Annotated in this window: 16 protein-coding genes and 1 other annotated feature; of the genes, 6 read left to right on the top strand and 10 right to left on the bottom strand. The window is 58.4% G+C overall.

What is annotated here, in order from left to right:
• Window positions 1-51: 51 nt before the first annotated feature.
• The gene (locus BGO89_04275) at window positions 52-810 is read right to left on the bottom strand and encodes a hypothetical protein (protein ID OJX60786.1); all 759 of its coding nucleotides are present in this window, start codon (window positions 808-810) and stop codon (window positions 52-54) included.
• A 37-nt stretch (window positions 811-847) separates the two neighbouring features.
• Window positions 848-1399, bottom strand: a complete 552-nt coding sequence (locus BGO89_04270) for a hypothetical protein (GenBank protein OJX60785.1) — start codon at window positions 1397-1399, stop codon at window positions 848-850.
• Between the two features lie 507 nt (window positions 1400-1906).
• Between BGO89_04270 and BGO89_04265 the strand changes: the two genes are divergently transcribed.
• Genes BGO89_04265 through BGO89_04255 form a run of 3 tightly spaced genes read left to right on the top strand, consistent with a single transcriptional unit; the run spans window position 1907 to window position 3625 of the window.
• The gene (locus tag BGO89_04265) at window positions 1907-2395 is read left to right on the top strand and encodes a hypothetical protein (GenBank protein OJX60973.1); all 489 of its coding nucleotides are present in this window, start codon (window positions 1907-1909) and stop codon (window positions 2393-2395) included.
• Between the two features lie 11 nt (window positions 2396-2406).
• A complete protein-coding gene (locus BGO89_04260; GenBank protein ID OJX60784.1) occupies window positions 2407-3123 on the top strand; it encodes a hypothetical protein in 717 nt (238 codons plus the stop codon).
• A 4-nt stretch (window positions 3124-3127) separates the two neighbouring features.
• Window positions 3128-3625 carry a hypothetical protein gene (locus BGO89_04255; protein ID OJX60783.1) on the top strand — a complete coding sequence of 166 codons (498 nt, stop codon included), beginning with the start codon at window positions 3128-3130 and terminating at the stop codon, window positions 3623-3625.
• 82 nt (window positions 3626-3707) lie between these two features.
• Here BGO89_04255 and BGO89_04250 read toward each other — a convergent pair whose 3' ends face one another.
• Together BGO89_04250 and BGO89_04245 are read right to left on the bottom strand one after the other, a co-directional pair.
• The gene (locus BGO89_04250; GenBank protein ID OJX60782.1) at window positions 3708-4118 is read right to left on the bottom strand and encodes a hypothetical protein; all 411 of its coding nucleotides are present in this window, start codon (window positions 4116-4118) and stop codon (window positions 3708-3710) included.
• Between the two features lie 122 nt (window positions 4119-4240).
• Window positions 4241-4723 carry a hypothetical protein gene (locus BGO89_04245; GenBank protein ID OJX60781.1) on the bottom strand — a complete coding sequence of 161 codons (483 nt, stop codon included), beginning with the start codon at window positions 4721-4723 and terminating at the stop codon, window positions 4241-4243.
• A 137-nt stretch (window positions 4724-4860) separates the two neighbouring features.
• Between BGO89_04245 and BGO89_04240 the strand changes: the two genes are divergently transcribed.
• Complete coding sequence (locus BGO89_04240) at window positions 4861-5814, top strand: hypothetical protein (GenBank protein ID OJX60972.1); 954 nt, start codon at window positions 4861-4863, stop codon at window positions 5812-5814.
• A gap of 41 nt (window positions 5815-5855) precedes the next feature.
• On the opposite strand, the gene BGO89_04235 is transcribed toward BGO89_04240, so the two are convergent.
• The 5 genes from BGO89_04235 to BGO89_04215 form a co-directional block, all read right to left on the bottom strand.
• Window positions 5856-6317 carry a GNAT family N-acetyltransferase gene (locus tag BGO89_04235; protein OJX60780.1) on the bottom strand — a complete coding sequence of 154 codons (462 nt, stop codon included), beginning with the start codon at window positions 6315-6317 and terminating at the stop codon, window positions 5856-5858.
• 666 nt (window positions 6318-6983) lie between these two features.
• Window positions 6984-7385, bottom strand: a complete 402-nt coding sequence (locus BGO89_04230) for an acyl-CoA thioesterase (protein ID OJX60971.1) — start codon at window positions 7383-7385, stop codon at window positions 6984-6986.
• A 110-nt stretch (window positions 7386-7495) separates the two neighbouring features.
• On the bottom strand, window positions 7496-9847 hold the full coding sequence (locus BGO89_04225) for a ribonucleoside-diphosphate reductase subunit alpha (GenBank protein ID OJX60779.1): 2352 nt from the start codon (window positions 9845-9847) through the stop codon (window positions 7496-7498).
• A gap of 24 nt (window positions 9848-9871) precedes the next feature.
• Window positions 9872-10879 carry a ribonucleoside-diphosphate reductase gene (locus BGO89_04220; GenBank protein ID OJX60778.1) on the bottom strand — a complete coding sequence of 336 codons (1008 nt, stop codon included), beginning with the start codon at window positions 10877-10879 and terminating at the stop codon, window positions 9872-9874.
• 145 nt (window positions 10880-11024) lie between these two features.
• Window positions 11025-11271, bottom strand: a binding site (cobalamin riboswitch).
• Window positions 11272-11399: 128 nt separating this feature from the next.
• The gene (locus tag BGO89_04215) at window positions 11400-12053 is read right to left on the bottom strand and encodes a hypothetical protein (GenBank protein ID OJX60777.1); all 654 of its coding nucleotides are present in this window, start codon (window positions 12051-12053) and stop codon (window positions 11400-11402) included.
• 138 nt (window positions 12054-12191) lie between these two features.
• Between BGO89_04215 and BGO89_04210 the strand changes: the two genes are divergently transcribed.
• Window positions 12192-12995 (top strand): hypothetical protein, encoded by an 804-nt coding sequence (locus tag BGO89_04210; GenBank protein OJX60776.1) that lies wholly within the window; start codon window positions 12192-12194, stop codon window positions 12993-12995.
• Window positions 12996-13091: 96 nt separating this feature from the next.
• Entirely contained in the window at window positions 13092-13544 is a 453-nt protein-coding gene (locus BGO89_04205) for a hypothetical protein (GenBank protein OJX60775.1), read from the top strand.
• Between the two features lie 4 nt (window positions 13545-13548).
• Here the strand turns inward: BGO89_04205 and BGO89_04200 are convergent, their stop codons facing one another.
• Window positions 13549-14754: a hypothetical protein gene (locus tag BGO89_04200; GenBank protein ID OJX60774.1), complete on the bottom strand. Its 1206-nt coding sequence runs from the start codon at window positions 14752-14754 to the stop codon at window positions 13549-13551.
• Window positions 14755-14891: the final 137 nt, after the last annotated feature.

Raw genomic sequence — 14891 nt, 5'->3', positions numbered from 1 at the left:
GTGGTAAACGCAGTTATGAAGATACAAAAGAGTTGATTCGAGGCAGCACGTTTATCGAACGGCGGGTCGACCATTCAGGGACCAGTCGTAGTCGAGGTACGTCACGGTGAAGACCGTGGCCTGAGTCCTTATCGCGGCAGCCGTTTCCGCGGGCAGATACTTCGCGACGTATCGCAGGAGCCCCGCATCGTCCCCTGCGAAGTCCTTGCGGTACCAGTCGAAGATCCTGGAAAGCCTTGCACGGCGCCCGGCGACGTCGATGACGTTCAGATTCCCGTCAGCCATGAACCGGCGCACCTGGTCGTCGAGCTGGGCATCGAGCTTGCCCGCCTCGTAGGCTTCCGAGCGCAATGGAGGGCAACTCCTGGCGGCGCATACCAAGGCCATGTGAATCCTCGGATCACCGAGGGGACGGATGATGTCGTGTTCCACCTCGTTCAAGGAAAGCGAACGTCCCTTCACATGGACGAGCTTCGCGTCCCAGACATCCGGAACGTCCCGTATGCTCTTCAGCGGAAGATGGTCGCATACGATCCTGATCGTCGAGGCATTGTAGACATTCAGCCAGAAGGCGAGTTTCTCGGCCCCCGAAAGCGAGGCGGGATCGATCGTCCTCAGCATCTTCAGATAATCGTGAAAGCGGCGGTCGTTGCGGATCGCCGGATAGTCGACGACGCCCCTGTCGACATGGTCGGCCAGTATGGCCGTGAAGAGCTTGTGGCCGGTCTTGCCGGTATCGCTCCCCTGAGCTGTGGTGCTGCTCAGCAGGAGCAGTGCAAGAATACAGAGATATCGGATATGATGCAGCATACGGTCGTTCGTAGGGTGAAACTACGAAGACCGCCCATCATTTCGCCGAGCAGTTGCATTCGGGATTGCGACATTCGTGTTCGCCCGCTTCGATCCTGCAGCAGTCCATCATCATGTCGCGAAGCTGGGCGCGGCCGCGCTGGACCCTGGACTTGATGCCCGACAGCGATACACCGGTCTCTTCGGCGATCACCCGCATCGGCACACCGTCCAGCTCGGAGCGCCGGATGGTGGACTGATAGGGTTCCGGCAGATGATTCATCATGTGTTCCATGCAGGCGGCCAGCTCCTTGAGCGTCGAAGGATCGGCTTCGTCCATCACATCGAACTCTTCGTCGAGGCTCACCGTCGGACGCTTGGCACGATAGTGATCACGAACGGAGTTCATGGCGATCTGGAAGAGCCAGGACAGGATCCGGTCCTCGTCCCGAAGCGTATCCCGCTTCGCGAGCGCCTTCACGAGAGTATCGTGAACGATATCCTCCGCGGCCTGTTCGTCGTGCACCCGCGATCGTACGAAGCGCACGAGACGTGAACGATAGTCCTTCCATACCGTATTCGTCAACAAAGAGCTGGCCGTTGCATCCATGATCGTCGTTCTCCTTTAACAGCAGGTCGTCGTGGTAGTACCCATGCAACACGTTCCACACGTGCAATTCTTGCAGGTACAATTCGAGCATTCGCAGGACTTTTCCATGATGGACTCCGGATGTTGATGATGAAGCGGTCTGTCGTACGTTGGACGCTTCCGGCCGAAAAAGGACGCAGAAATACGCCCCCCGATCAGGATCGATCCTATTCTACGGATCACGGGTGCATTCTCCAACATGCATCGCGACACCGTTCCTGTTCCGTCGATCATGCCACGATACACCTGCCTGTTTTCGTGTGACAACGCAGATCCATCGGCAATCACGACCACACCCCACGCCATCGTAGCCCGCAGCATCATGTGCAGGAACATTTTGTAGAATCGCCCCGTCGGGAGCCCCGATAGAGGGATGGTTAGTCTCGTTCATTACAATTGGAGGGATGCATCATGGATGCAATGCGCCGATGTCTGACGATCGTCGTGGTGCTGCTGGTATCGTACGGCATGTCCACGGCAGCACAGGATATGTTCCTGAAGATCGAAGGTTCCAAACAGGGGAAATTCCCGGATGAATCCGGGCAGCAGCGGGGAACGCAGAACTGCGTCGGATACCAGCACGAAGTCAAGTCTCCGCGCGACGCTTCTTCGGGGCTAGCCACCGGACGTCGCCAGCACAAACCCATCACCTTCATCCGTGAGATCGGCAAGTCGTCACCGCTCCTGATGAAGGCGATGACCGACAACGAAGTCTTGACGTCCGTCATGATGGAGGTCTGGGAACAGAACAACACCGGCCAGATGGTCCAGATCTATACCATCACCCTCACCAACGCCCGTTGCGTGGGCGTACGTCAGTGGTCCGACGTAGGCTCCAACCAGCGCACTCCAAGCAGTGGAGCGATGGAAGAAGTATCGTTCACGTACGAAAAGATCACGTGGACGTGGACCAACGGCGGTATCACCCACGAGGACTCCTGGTCCTCATCCCGGTAAGGAGTACTGCCATGAAGATCCTGACATTGTTCATCGTTCTGTGCTTCTCGGTCGCGCTGTCCTCCGCACAGATCCCGGAGCAGTTCTCCGTTTCCGGACAGTTCGTCCGTGCCGACGGTTCGTTCCCGCCCGATGGCCCGATCGACGTGACCGTATCCCTGTACGACGGCGCCGAGGCACCGTCGGCCGTATGGGAAGCGACGATCAGCACGACCATTCGCTCGGGAGTGATGAATCTCCTTCTCGGCGGTCCGGGCCAGCCACCGCTCCCCGACTTCTTCACCACGTACTGGATCGGTGTCCGCACCGGCGATGAGACCTTCCAGCCCAGAGTCCGCATCAGCGCCGTACCCCAGGCTCTCACGGCACTACGTTCCATCGACGGTGTTCCGATCGGTACCATCGTGCCGTTCGCCGGCTCTCCGGACAAGATACCCGGAGGATGGCTTGCCTGCGACGGCAGTGCCGTATCGCGTACGACCTTCGCCATCCTGTTCGGGATGCTCGGCACACGATGGGGCAACGGGGATAACGTCGACAGCTTCAATCTTCCCGACCTCCGCGGCATGGTCATCCGCGGCGCATCTCCATCCGATGCCGTCATCGACGACGGCGTGTCGTCGACGGACGACAGCATGTATCGTCAGAGCGGGTATTCGTCGAGCGTCGCGACGTCGAGCGCAGCATCGACGGTCGTCGACATCCTGTACATCATCCGAGCACGGTGACGCCATGCGCAGCCTTCTCATGCTCGCTTCCGTCGTCATGGCCGTCTCCACGGCAATGGCACAAACGGCGTTCAAACTCGAGCCCCGCAGCGGCGCCGCAATGCGCACAGGCGGAATCGCGGACTCCATCATGGCCATCGCGGCGGGAGAATCCGTGGCCGGCCCGACGTCCGGCAATGCCGGAACGATCACATTCGGCCTCCTCCCCGTTCGTCTCCGCGTCACCACGTCGGTCGATGACGATCGTACGGCGGCAGGCATACAGGTTCATCCGGTTCCGGCCCGTGATGAGTTCAGCATCGTTCTTCCCGACGACACGGGACGATGGATCGACGTGGTCATCATCGATGTCGGGGGCACGACCGTACAGCGGTTCGCCACCGCCGTCCAGGGAGCGGCCTCCCTCCGCGTCGACGCACGTACCCTGGCGAACGGAACGTACGTCGTACGTATCCTGGACAACGGGCATGTCCGCGAACGGCGCATCGTCATCGCACGATAGCCATCGACTTCCGTCATCAAACGCGAAGGCCTCTCCGGCAATGCCGGAGAGGCCTTCCTCACGTTCGAGATGATCGAACCGTTTATTTCTTGAGTTCATGGTTCAGCATCCAGTTGACGCCGAAACGATCCGTCAGCATGCCGAAGCGTGCGCCCCAGAACGTTTCCTGCAGGGGCATTCCTACATTGCCGGCCTGGGAAAGCGTATCGAACAGACGGGTCTGTTCATCCGCATCGCCCACCTGAAGGCTCAACGTCACGTTCGTTCCGAGCTTGAACTCCATCCCCGGGGGGCAGTCCGATGCCATGAAGTGCACGTCTCCCGCCTTGAATTCGGCATGCATCACCAGGTTGCGGGTCTCGTCGGTCACTTCGACCGGCGTTTCACCGAAGCGTTGCATCGTGACGTCGGCACCGGCGAATGCCGTCTTGTAGAAGTTCAGCGCTTCCTCGCACGTGCCCGGAAAATTGAGATAGACGCCCAGTGAGGTCATAGCGGTTCTCCAGAATGATGGGTGGTTGATTGGACTGCAAATCTACGCCACGGGTGGCCTCGATTGACCGACCGGTCACCGGACGTTTCGTATTCGTAACCACGGGAGAATGTTCCCGTCCATCACTCGTAGTCGACCTCTACGAGATGCAGTCCGATCTCGCCTTGCTCCTCCGGCGATGCATGCACCAGTACCGTACGGGGTCCGTCGTCGCTACCGTGGATGCTGAACGGCAAGGGCCTCTCCGTACCGTCCGGGTCCCGGTAGAACCAGCTTATGGCCATGGTTCCCCCATGCCCCTGTTCGCGGCGACAGGCGTGGGACAGGAAGGCTACCTTCAGGGCACCGGCTGGAGGCGGGTAGACGGGAACGTCGTGAACCATGGGCGCACTGTAGGAACGTCCAGGCGTCGGCATCTCGTTCAGGTAGCGATGGTCGCTCACCCATGCCGTATGCGAATCCGTCATGCGTCGCAGGAATACCGGCCGCCCCTGGGCCGGATGTATGTCCACCTTGATGATCATCGATCCTGTCCGGAAATCGTTCCGACGGAGCATCGTACCCGCTCCGTCTTTCATATCCGTATCGTGCCAGCCGGGAACCATCGCCCTTCCATGGAGATCACAGTCCCGGTGATACGGCGATCGGCAACTTAGCCGGGAGTACCCATAGCGTTCAATCCCCGGCTCCGGTCATTTTGTCCGCAAATGAAGACCGTTCGTTCTTCGTCACCTATCTTCCTATGCAACCGTCTACACGCCGTTCATTCCTTCGATCCTGGTTCGGTGGTGGCGCCCTGGCCGCCGCAGGCACGGCCCTCATCGGTCCCGCCCGGGCCAAGGCTTCTCCCGTGGAACACAGACCACTCCCCGGGACATGGAAGGAGGATGAACTGACCGTCGCCTGGATCGGACACTCCACCGTCCTCATCAATTTCCATGGTGTCAAGATCCTCACGGATCCGATCCTCTTCGACCGCATCGGTCTCAACTTCTTCGGCGGGACCATCGGTCCTGCCAGGATCACGGAGCCGGCCCTCTCGCCCGACGACATTCCCACGCCCGACATCGTCCTGCTGTCCCATGCCCATATGGATCACATGGACGTACCGTCGCTGGAATTCCTCACGAAGCGTTCGCCCGGCACCATCGACTGCATCACGGCTCATCGTACGAGCGACGTCATCGAGCATCTTCCGTGGAAGTCCATCCAGGAAATGGACTGGACCGCGAAGCACACGCTTCGCGGAATACGGTTCGACGCCCTGCCCGTGAAACACTTCGGCTGGCGATATCCATGGGAGCAGGACAGATCGAAAGGACAGGGGAAGTCGGGACGCAGCTACAATGCCTACCTCCTGCGAGCCAACGGCAAACGCCTCGTCTTCGGCGGCGATACGGCATACACGGAGAGTTTCAGGACGCTGGCCCAGCTCGACGGCATCGACGTGGCCATCATGCCCGTCGGTGCATATCAGCCCTGGCATTCGGTCCACTGCACACCGGAAGAAGCCGTCGACATGGCCAACATGATGAAGGCCCGGCACTTCCTTCCCATTCACTGCATGACGTTCCGTCAGGGTACGGAAACCTTCCAGGCCCCTGTCAAGCGCCTCTTCCAGGCGATCAAGGATTCTCCGACGGACATGAAGCTCGGCTATGCCTTCATCGGCCAGACCTTCGTGATGAAGGGGTGACGGATACCGGCGGGCGCTGACGGCGGCGGATTCACCGTTCGCTACGGAATATCCTTCTTCATGCAGACACTGTTGATCACACCGACGTACTGGTCGTAGTTCGGGATGATGTGGAAGCCCGATCCACGGTAGAGTCCGATGGCGGCCGTCTGCGTCTTTCCCGTTTCGAGAATCAGTGACGTATATCCCAGGTCCCGGGCCCATCGTTCGAGTTCGGAAAGTACTGCTCTCGAAATGCCCTTGCCTCTGTGTTCACGGGATACGAACATGCGTTTGACTTCGATCGCCGCATCGTCATACCGCTTCAGTGCGCCACAGCCCGTCGGTTCGCCGTCGTAGTAGGCAATGACGACATACCTGATGTCGTCGACCTGGTTGTACTGGGCGTAGTAGTCCGCTTCGTCTCCGTCATTGTCCCTCAGTTCGCGATCGAGATGCAGTATGAGGGACCGGAAGTCCGCATTCGTGGAGTCCGAACGAACGAGGAGCACATGCTGATCCATTGTTTCCCGCGATGAATGGTCACCCGACGATGCACGAAACTATGGAATCATGGACAGTTCCGGATCGTGCGCCCGGAACATATGATTCTATCGATATGGAACATCGCACGATGTTTTCATGCCGATGATGCCACGCAGCAGACGGATCCGCAGAATCCCCTGACCTGACTGACTGCGTGGCCGGGTAAAAGGTGAGAATGGAATCATCGTCGGTCATCGGTCGACCGATACCGTCGTTCGTGATCGCTTCGTCCTGCCATGTCGTGTACTGCACCGATCCCGTCCACCGGATCGAAGACGGGAGAGCTCGATTGCCGGCATACCGTTGAACGCCGGTATGTCTATCGAGCATGAATCACTGTGCGATGTGACCGGATCGTTCACCGGATGTCATCGCCTGCACCATGCACGGCAATATTAGGCAGACATGATTACCCGATGCAAGCCGCGACGACGAGCAACACACATGCTACGAATGCGGCCGAGACGTCGACGTCATACATGCAACGACGATGATCGGATTGGACCACCCTATCGATCAAATGATCGTCCTCCTTCATCAAGAGAACCTCATCATTCATCGATTCTCGGTGAATGGCGGCGATGGATATCCTATGGCGGATCGATCGACATATCGAGGCATGGAAAGTTTTCCACACGGCCCGTTCATTCGCCGTCCTGCCCTGTCAGGATCTTCGTCGGACGTTTGTTCTCGTCGAGTGCGACGAACGTGAACATGCCTCCGACGGCTTTCTCGCGGCTGTGCGAATACATCTGTTCCACGATGACGTCGACCTGGATCTTCAGGCTCGTGTTCCCGACGTGTACGACCTTCGCGATGAGTTCGATGATGGTTCCCGCCGGTATCGGTTGCTTGAAGTCGACCCTGTCCGACGATATCGTCACGACACGCATGCGCGTGAATCGTGTCGCGGCGATGAAGGCGATCTCATCCATCATGTAGAGAACGGCACCGCCGAACATCGTGTCGTAGTGATTGGTCGTATCGGGAAAGACGGCCTTGAAGACGCGTGTCTCCGATTCAACGATACGTTGCTGCAGATCCATGTCGATATCCTTTTCGTGTTGTCCTGTCCGTTCGGATGTACGATGCTCTATGGAACGCATCGACGAAGCACAGGCAGGTATTCATGTATCGTCGATGCATGACGTCGAACTCAGGCACTGCATGCGAGGCATGCCGGATCGTCGATCAGGCATGCCTGTGCTTCCATGACGGTTGCATCCGTACCTGCGGTCCTGAGCGCTTCCACGTCGACGGTGAACTTGATGGCGTCGGCCGCGGCCTTCGTCCTCAGATAGTACATGCCGGTCTTGAGACCGAGCTTCCAGGCATGGAAGTGCATCGACGTCAGACGCGCCGGCGTAGGGTCCTGCAGATGGATGTTGAGACTCTGGCTCTGATCGATATAGGCTCCTCGCGCCGCGGCCATGTCGAGAATCGTTCTCTGCTTGATCTCCCACACCGTCTTGTACAGTTCCCTGATGTGGAGTGGGATCTCGTCGATGTGCTGGACTGATCCGTTGGCGGCGATGAGCTTCTGCTTCATACCCTCGTTCCACAGTCCGAGGCCGATCAGGTCATTGAGAAGATACTTGTTGACGACGATGAACTCGCCCGCAAGAACACGACGGGTATAGATGTTGGACGTGAAGGGTTCGAAGCATTCATTGTTGCCCATGATCTGCGACGTGGAGGCCGTCGGCATCGGAGCCACCAGAAGGGAGTTCCTCACACCGTGTCGTACGATGCGCTCCTTGAGTAAGGCCCAGTCCCATCGCGACGACGGCACGGCATCCCACATGTCGTACTGAAGCACTCCCTTCGATACCGGTGATCCTTCATACGTTTCGTATGGACCGTCGCGCTCGGCGAGCTCGTTCGACGACGTCAGTGCCGCATGATAGATGGTCTCGAAGATCTCCGCATTCAGCCTCTGTGCTTCATCGGACTCGAACGGAAGACGCAACATGACGAAGACATCGGCCAACCCCTGGACGCCGATGCCGATCGGGCGATGGCGCATGTTCGACCGTCTCGCTTCTTCCACGGGATAGTGGTTCCGGTCGATGACGGCATTGAGATTCCGGGTCACGGTCTTCGTCACGTCGAACAGCACGTCGTGATCGAACCGCCCGTCGACGACGAACCTGGGCAAGGCGATGGAGGCGAGGTTGCAGACGGCTACCTCATCGGGCGACGAATACTCGATGATTTCCGTACAGAGATTGCTCGACCGTATCGTTCCGAGGTTCTGCTGATTGGACTTTCCGTTGGCGTGATCCTTGTACAGCATGTAGGGCGTGCCCGTCTCCGTCTGCGCTTCGAGGATGGCGAACCACAGTTCCTGCGCCTTCACACGCCTGCGGGCACGGCCTTCCATTTCGTACCGTTCGTACAGACGTTCGAAGTCCTCGCCCCAGCAGTCCGCGAGGCCCGGTGCTTCGTGTGGGCAGAACAGCGACCAGTAGTCGTCGGCCTCGACGCGCTTCATGAACAGATTCGGCGTCCACAAGGCGAAGAACAGATCACGTGCCCGCAGCTCCTCCGCGCCGTGGTTCTTCTTGAGGTCGAGGAATTCGAAGACGTCGGCGTGCCAGGGCTCGAGGTAGATGGCGAAGGCTCCCTTGCGCTTGCCGCCACCCTGATCCACGTAGCGCGCGGTGTCGTTGTAGACGCGCAGCATCGGGATGATGCCGTTCGACGTACCGTTCGTACCGCTGATGTAGGAGTTTGTTGCGCGGATGTCATGGATGCTGAGGCCGATGCCGCCGGCCGACTGCGAGATTTTCGCGCATTGCTTGAGCGTGTCGTAGATACCGTCGATGCTGTCTTCCTTCATCGTCAGAAGGAAGCACGACGACATCTGCGGCTTCGGCGTACCGGCATTGAAGAGCGTCGGCGTGGCATGCGTATACCATCGCTCGGAAAGGAGACGATACGTTTCCATGACGGCATCGATATCGTCGAAGTGGATTCCGACGGCGACACGCATGAGCATATGCTGCGGACGCTCGACGATCTTGCCGTCGAGACGTATCAGATAGGACTTCTCCAGCGTCTTGAATCCGAAGTAGTCGTACGAGAAGTCGCGATCGTAGAGAATCGTCGAATCCAGTACTTCGGCATGGGTCCGTACGACGTCGTACGCTTCGTCCGACAGCAGACCGGCACGTTCTCCCGTCTTCGGATTGACGTAACGATGGATCCGCTCCATCGTCTGCGAGAACGACTTCAGCGTCTCCTTGTGCAGGTTGGAAACGGCGATGCGTGCCGCGAGGATTCCGTAATCCGGATGCGTCGTCATCATCGAGGCCGATACTTCGGCGGCGAGCTGATCCAGTTCGATCGTCGTGACACCGTCATAGAGCCCGTCGATGACCTTCTTCGTGACGATGATGGGATCGACGTGGCGTCGATCGAGACCATAGCTCAGTCGTTCGATCCGCGAAGTGATCTTGTCGAACTTCACGGATTCCATTCTGCCGTCGCGCTTCTGAACGTACATGATTCGTATGCTTCGTAAGTGGTGTCAAAAATCCTCGTCCAGCGTGAAGCTCCTGCCCTCGCCGCCTGCCACGCTGGCCATCACTCCCGACTTCTGGTATTCGCCGACGCGCTTCTCGAAGAAGTTCGTCTTCCCCTGGAGCGAGATCATGTCCATGAAGTCGAAGGGATTCTTCGCATTGTATCGTTTCTTACAATTCAGTGCCACCAGCAATCTGTCCGCAACGAACTCGATATAGTCGCACATCAGATTGGCATTCATGCCGATGAGGGCGACGGGCAGGGCATCCGTGACGAATTCCTTCTCGATCTCCACGGCATCGCAGATGATCCGGGCGACCTGCTCTTCGGGCAGCTTGTTCACGACGTAGTTGTTGTAGAGCAGGCAGGCGAAATCGCAGTGCAGTCCTTCGTCGCGCGAGATCAGCTCGTTCGAGAAGCTGAGTCCCGGCATCAGTCCGCGTTTCTTCATCCAGTAGATGGAACAGAAACTGCCCGAGAAGAAGATACCTTCCACCGCCGCGAAGGCGATCAGGAGTTCCTGGAAATCGGCCCGTTCGATCCAGCGGAGGGCCCACTCGGCCTTCTTCCGTACGCAGGGTACGGTGTCCACGGCATGGAGCAGACGATGCTTCTCCTTCGGATCGCGGATATAGGTGTCGATCAGCAGCGAATACGTTTCCGAGTGCACGTTCTCCATCATGATCTGGAAGCCGTAGAAGAAACGCGCCTCGGGATACTGGACCATCGACAGGAAGTTCTCGGCGAGATTCTCGTTCACGATGCCGTCGCTCGCCGCGAAGAAAGCGAGCACGTGGGAGATGAAATGTCGTTCGCCGTCGGTAAGACGTTCCCAGTCACCCAGGTCATGACTGAGGTCTATCTCCTCGGCCGTCCAGAAACTGGCCTGGGCCTTCTTGTAGAAGTGCCAGATGTCGTGATATCTGATGGGAAAGATGACGAAGCGATCCTTGTTCTCCATCAGGAGCGGTTCGGTCGGTAGTCCAGCGCGTTCCTGCGATTCGGTATGCATGGCTGTCGAAGGATGATGTGAAGGGACATCGATCCTCGCTCGCGGAGGTAACGGGAAGGGGTGGACGATACGTCTCCGCACCTGCTATACAGGTAGGGCATCGCCTGGACAACTTCTCATCACATCCGTTAGCGCGGATGATCGTGAATTGATGAGCGCTGCAGGCAGGTCGTCCGGCTAAGGGGTCGTTCGATCCGGTTCGGCCTTCCCGTCGCACGACACGTGTCGTGTTCTACAGTGGCCTCGTTACATGAACCGGAGCGTCTCCCAATACGGCGGCGCAACCACGCGGGAGTTGGAGCCACGCGGCTCCGCACCCGTCTTCCCTATTATCACCATATCCGCTAAGAATCATGAGCGTGATACGGTGCACCTGCAACGGCGATACGAATTTGTCGAAAAGCGGATAACGCGCACCATGAATATCCGGTGAAGTTATCAACAGGTGGGCCGTGCATGCCGCTGCGGCGTACTCATGAGCATCCGGAAGCCATGGATGAAGGACGCGGACCGTACCTCATCACCCGTACCACTTCACGCGCCATGCCTGGAGCTCCTTCATCCCTCTGCGGAGATTGATGGCGAGCTCCTCGGCGAGTTCGCGCATCTTCGGATGCGCCGTCTTCTCGAGCGCGTCGATGGCCATGTCGATGCCGATACGGTGATGGATCAGCATCATGTCCGTGAAACGGAGATCGTAGTTCGGATCCTTGGTACCGAGCTTGAAGGCCATCGTCGTATCCATCTCCGTCATGACCTTCAGGAGCGAATCCGCGTACGTGCCCTTCGCAGGACGTTCCTCGTCGTACCACGTCCTGCGCCATGCCTTCATCTGGTCGATATTCATCTGGAACATGAGCGACATGTCCTCGGCGAACGTGATGGACTCGGCATGGGCGGCGTTCTGGATGGCGCTCTTCGCCGCCATGATGCCGCATTCGTGATGATTGATCATCATGTCGATGAAGCGCAGGTCGTAGTATCGATCTCGCTCTTCGAGGTGCTTCGTCATCATGGTGTCCATGCGGAGCAGGATCCGGGCGATGTCCTTCGATGTCTCCTTCGAGTCCTCGAGAGCCTCACTGCGATTCATCGGCTCCTTCTGTGGCACGGGCTCTTCGCGGTAGCAGGCCGCCGCGAGTATGGCGACGACGACGATCGATGACAGTTTCATCGGAACCTCCGATCGTTGTGACCGATACGGGAACGCTCATCGTTACAGGCGGTGATATTTACCTGTCGATACAATAGTTCCACCCCTCCGCACTATTTTCGGGTTCCGAACTGGCATCGGCTTCACCCGGATTCCCGCATGCTCTACCGCAAGATTCCACCACCGCCACGACTGACGCCCTTCGTCCGGTTCTTCTGGGTGCTGGAATGCTCCGTATCCGACGTCCCGTATGTCCATCGCACGATGGCCGACGGATGCGCCGAGCTGATCGTCCACTACAAGGGACGCTTCGAAGAGCTCGATGCACCGGGCACGTCCGATGGATATCGTTCCATGGTCCATGCGCAATCACGAACCTTCCGACGCTTCCGCACGAAGGAGGACTTCGGCATCTTCGGCGCCTACCTCTATCCGTTCACCGTTTCCTTCCTGACACGCACACCATCCGTCGATACGAGCGATCATCTCATCGATCTTTCCTCGCTCTTCGGCAGCGATGGCCGTGAGCTCGAGGAACGGTTGATGCTCGCGGAAACGACGGCGCTGCGCGTAGGACTGCTGGCCGGATTCCTCGACAGGAAGCTGTCGGCCATCTCTCCGATGGAAGAACGGATCTTTTCGTCCATCCGACATGTCGTCCACTCTCACGGATCGGACAACGTCGGTCGTCTCGCAGAACGCTTCAACATGTCCACGCGTCAACTGGAGCGAACATTCAAGGATCATGCGGGCTTCAGTCCGAAACTCTTCTCACGCATCGCACGATTCCAGTCGGCGATACGCGAAGGATACGGACCGATCCGCTCGCTGACCGACCTTGCACTGAACTGCGGTTACTACGATCAGTCGCATTTCATCCACGAGTTCAAGGCATTCTCGGGGCATCATCCACGAGCCTTCTTCATCGACAACGGCGAAGGCAGGTTGATCGCCGAAGCCTGACGCCGTATCGTACGATGTCGCATTCGTACAATTCCCGTGCTATCCCGCCCTGTAGCTTTGTCGCGTATCGTTTCAACTACAACCAGGAGTGTCATCATGGCCTCGTCGACGAAGAACAATCCAGCACCGCCCGACCACAGTATCGTCGCACCCTATCTCATGGTGGACAACGTGGAAGCACAGATCGCCTTCCTCCAGACCGTCTTCGATGCCGAAGCCGGAGAAGCGCTGAAGGATCCGCAAGGAATCATCCAGCACGGTGAAGTACGGATCGGCGATACCAACATCATGATGGGAACGTCGTCGGAACGCTGGCCGGCGACCAGGACGATGTGCTACATCTTCGTCGACGACGTCGACGACACCTATAGACGTGCGCTCGCAGCCGGTGCCACGTCGGTCATGGAACCCGATGACCGTTTCTACGGACATCGTGAAGGTGGGGTCCTCGACATGCACGGCAATACGTGGTGGATCGCCCGATTCCTCCGCGAAGTTCCGATGGAGGAAATGGAGCGCAAGCTCGCAGAGATGTATTCGAAACCTTGACGGATCAATCCGTGGCCGGCCGTTCGAAGGGCGACGTCATCGCATCCCATGGCGTGGGGCCCGATGCGCGGCCGGCACCGGTGGAATCGAGTCGATGCATCCAGCCCTCGTTGAACAGCTCGGCAGCGGCAGGATCATCGGGAAGACCGGCAGGAATGGATGTGTACCGGAGTTCCATGCTCAGGCCGGGTATCGTGGCATTGACCGCGGTGGAGAGGAGGTCGAGATGCGATACTATCTGCGGCGCCTGGGCTACGAGCAGGAGCATGTTACCGCGACGCGAGATCTCCGAGCGACTTGCGATATCCATGACCTTGACCGGTACATGCATCCGGAGATTCATGATGATCCAGATACGCACCTTCACCGGCGTCGATACGCCATAGTATCGCATACGATCCACCAGACGCCTGTAGTCCGAAATCGTAAGCGCCGTAAGAATGTTGGCAACCGTACCACCGTCCGAATGGACATGGTTGTCGATCAACAGCGATGGAAAGATTCCCGGAATCGCAGACGATGCCTGGAGCAGGGTATGGACGCGTCGCCGTGAGGCCTCGGCCGTATCCTTCAGCTCGTCGGAGAAACTCCATATCCTCCCGACTCCGAGATCCATGTCGGCTGTCGATACGGCTACCTGGCGATCCTTGTCGAACTCCGAACGCAGGCGGGTAGCGAGTCGGGCATCGACGACCCGGGCCAGCGTGGCCTCGTATCGCTCGACGTTCAGAACACCGCCATTGGGATGCAGCCAGAACAGATAGTCTATCGATGGCGTGATCGTTCTCGTCGCCTCGCGATAGAGGGAGGACAACTGCTCGAGGTCGTCCCGGGTTCCGAGCAATGCGAGTGGCGCTTGCAGGGCGCCCGTACTGACACCGGTCACGAGGTCGAAGTCCGGCATCCCGCCGTCGCTCCTCCCCTTCCATGCCTTGAGAAAGCCTGCGCCGTAGGCGCCATTCTGTCCGCCACCCGACAGCATCAGGATATCGAGGGTCCCGTCGTTCCGGCGTGCCGCACGCCGGGCCAGACGCTCGATGATGCTGTCGACCGTAGCCCGATTGACCGAACGAGCCACGTTGGCGTCGGATCGCAGCTCCGGTACCGTGATATCGGGACGATGGACGGAGGCACAGGAGATACCGACGAGGGTCGTGGTCAGAATAGCCAGGTATACGGAAACCGATATCGTCCGATCGTGATTCGTCATCGATGATAATCCAGTGATGTAATGAATATCCACCCTCGTTCGTCATAGCAGTGCAAACGTACGCATGTAACCACGTTGCCTCGGCATTCACGATCGTTCATGAACGTCCGGTAACGATTCCCGCATACATCGTCATC

This window comes from Candidatus Kapaibacterium thiocyanatum (genome assembly GCA_001899175.1).
GTDB lineage: Bacteria > Bacteroidota > Ignavibacteria > Kapaibacteriales > Kapaibacteriaceae > Kapaibacterium > Kapaibacterium thiocyanatum.
This window is presented reverse-complemented; position numbering and strand designations above follow the sequence as displayed.

Excerpts from the sequence above, each read along its gene's own strand:
- BGO89_04210 (OJX60776.1), top strand. The coding sequence starts at position 12,192 with ATGCTCTACCGCAAGATTCCACCACCGCCACGACTGACGCCCTTCGTC.
- BGO89_04200 (OJX60774.1), bottom strand. The coding sequence starts at position 14,754 with ATGACGAATCACGATCGGACGATATCGGTTTCCGTATACCTGGCTATT.
- BGO89_04205 (OJX60775.1), top strand. The coding sequence starts at position 13,092 with ATGGCCTCGTCGACGAAGAACAATCCAGCACCGCCCGACCACAGTATC.
- BGO89_04230 (OJX60971.1), bottom strand. The coding sequence starts at position 7,385 with ATGGATCTGCAGCAACGTATCGTTGAATCGGAGACACGCGTCTTCAAG.
- BGO89_04245 (OJX60781.1), bottom strand. The coding sequence starts at position 4,723 with ATGGTTCCCGGCTGGCACGATACGGATATGAAAGACGGAGCGGGTACG.
- BGO89_04265 (OJX60973.1), top strand. The coding sequence starts at position 1,907 with ATGTCCACGGCAGCACAGGATATGTTCCTGAAGATCGAAGGTTCCAAA.
- BGO89_04235 (OJX60780.1), bottom strand. The coding sequence starts at position 6,317 with ATGGATCAGCATGTGCTCCTCGTTCGTTCGGACTCCACGAATGCGGAC.
- BGO89_04225 (OJX60779.1), bottom strand. The coding sequence starts at position 9,847 with ATGTACGTTCAGAAGCGCGACGGCAGAATGGAATCCGTGAAGTTCGAC.
- BGO89_04270 (OJX60785.1), bottom strand. The coding sequence starts at position 1,399 with ATGGATGCAACGGCCAGCTCTTTGTTGACGAATACGGTATGGAAGGAC.
- BGO89_04260 (OJX60784.1), top strand. The coding sequence starts at position 2,407 with ATGAAGATCCTGACATTGTTCATCGTTCTGTGCTTCTCGGTCGCGCTG.
- BGO89_04275 (OJX60786.1), bottom strand. The coding sequence starts at position 810 with ATGCTGCATCATATCCGATATCTCTGTATTCTTGCACTGCTCCTGCTG.
- BGO89_04250 (OJX60782.1), bottom strand. The coding sequence starts at position 4,118 with ATGACCTCACTGGGCGTCTATCTCAATTTTCCGGGCACGTGCGAGGAA.
- BGO89_04240 (OJX60972.1), top strand. The coding sequence starts at position 4,861 with ATGCAACCGTCTACACGCCGTTCATTCCTTCGATCCTGGTTCGGTGGT.
- BGO89_04255 (OJX60783.1), top strand. The coding sequence starts at position 3,128 with ATGCGCAGCCTTCTCATGCTCGCTTCCGTCGTCATGGCCGTCTCCACG.
- BGO89_04215 (OJX60777.1), bottom strand. The coding sequence starts at position 12,053 with ATGAAACTGTCATCGATCGTCGTCGTCGCCATACTCGCGGCGGCCTGC.
- BGO89_04220 (OJX60778.1), bottom strand. The coding sequence starts at position 10,879 with ATGCATACCGAATCGCAGGAACGCGCTGGACTACCGACCGAACCGCTC.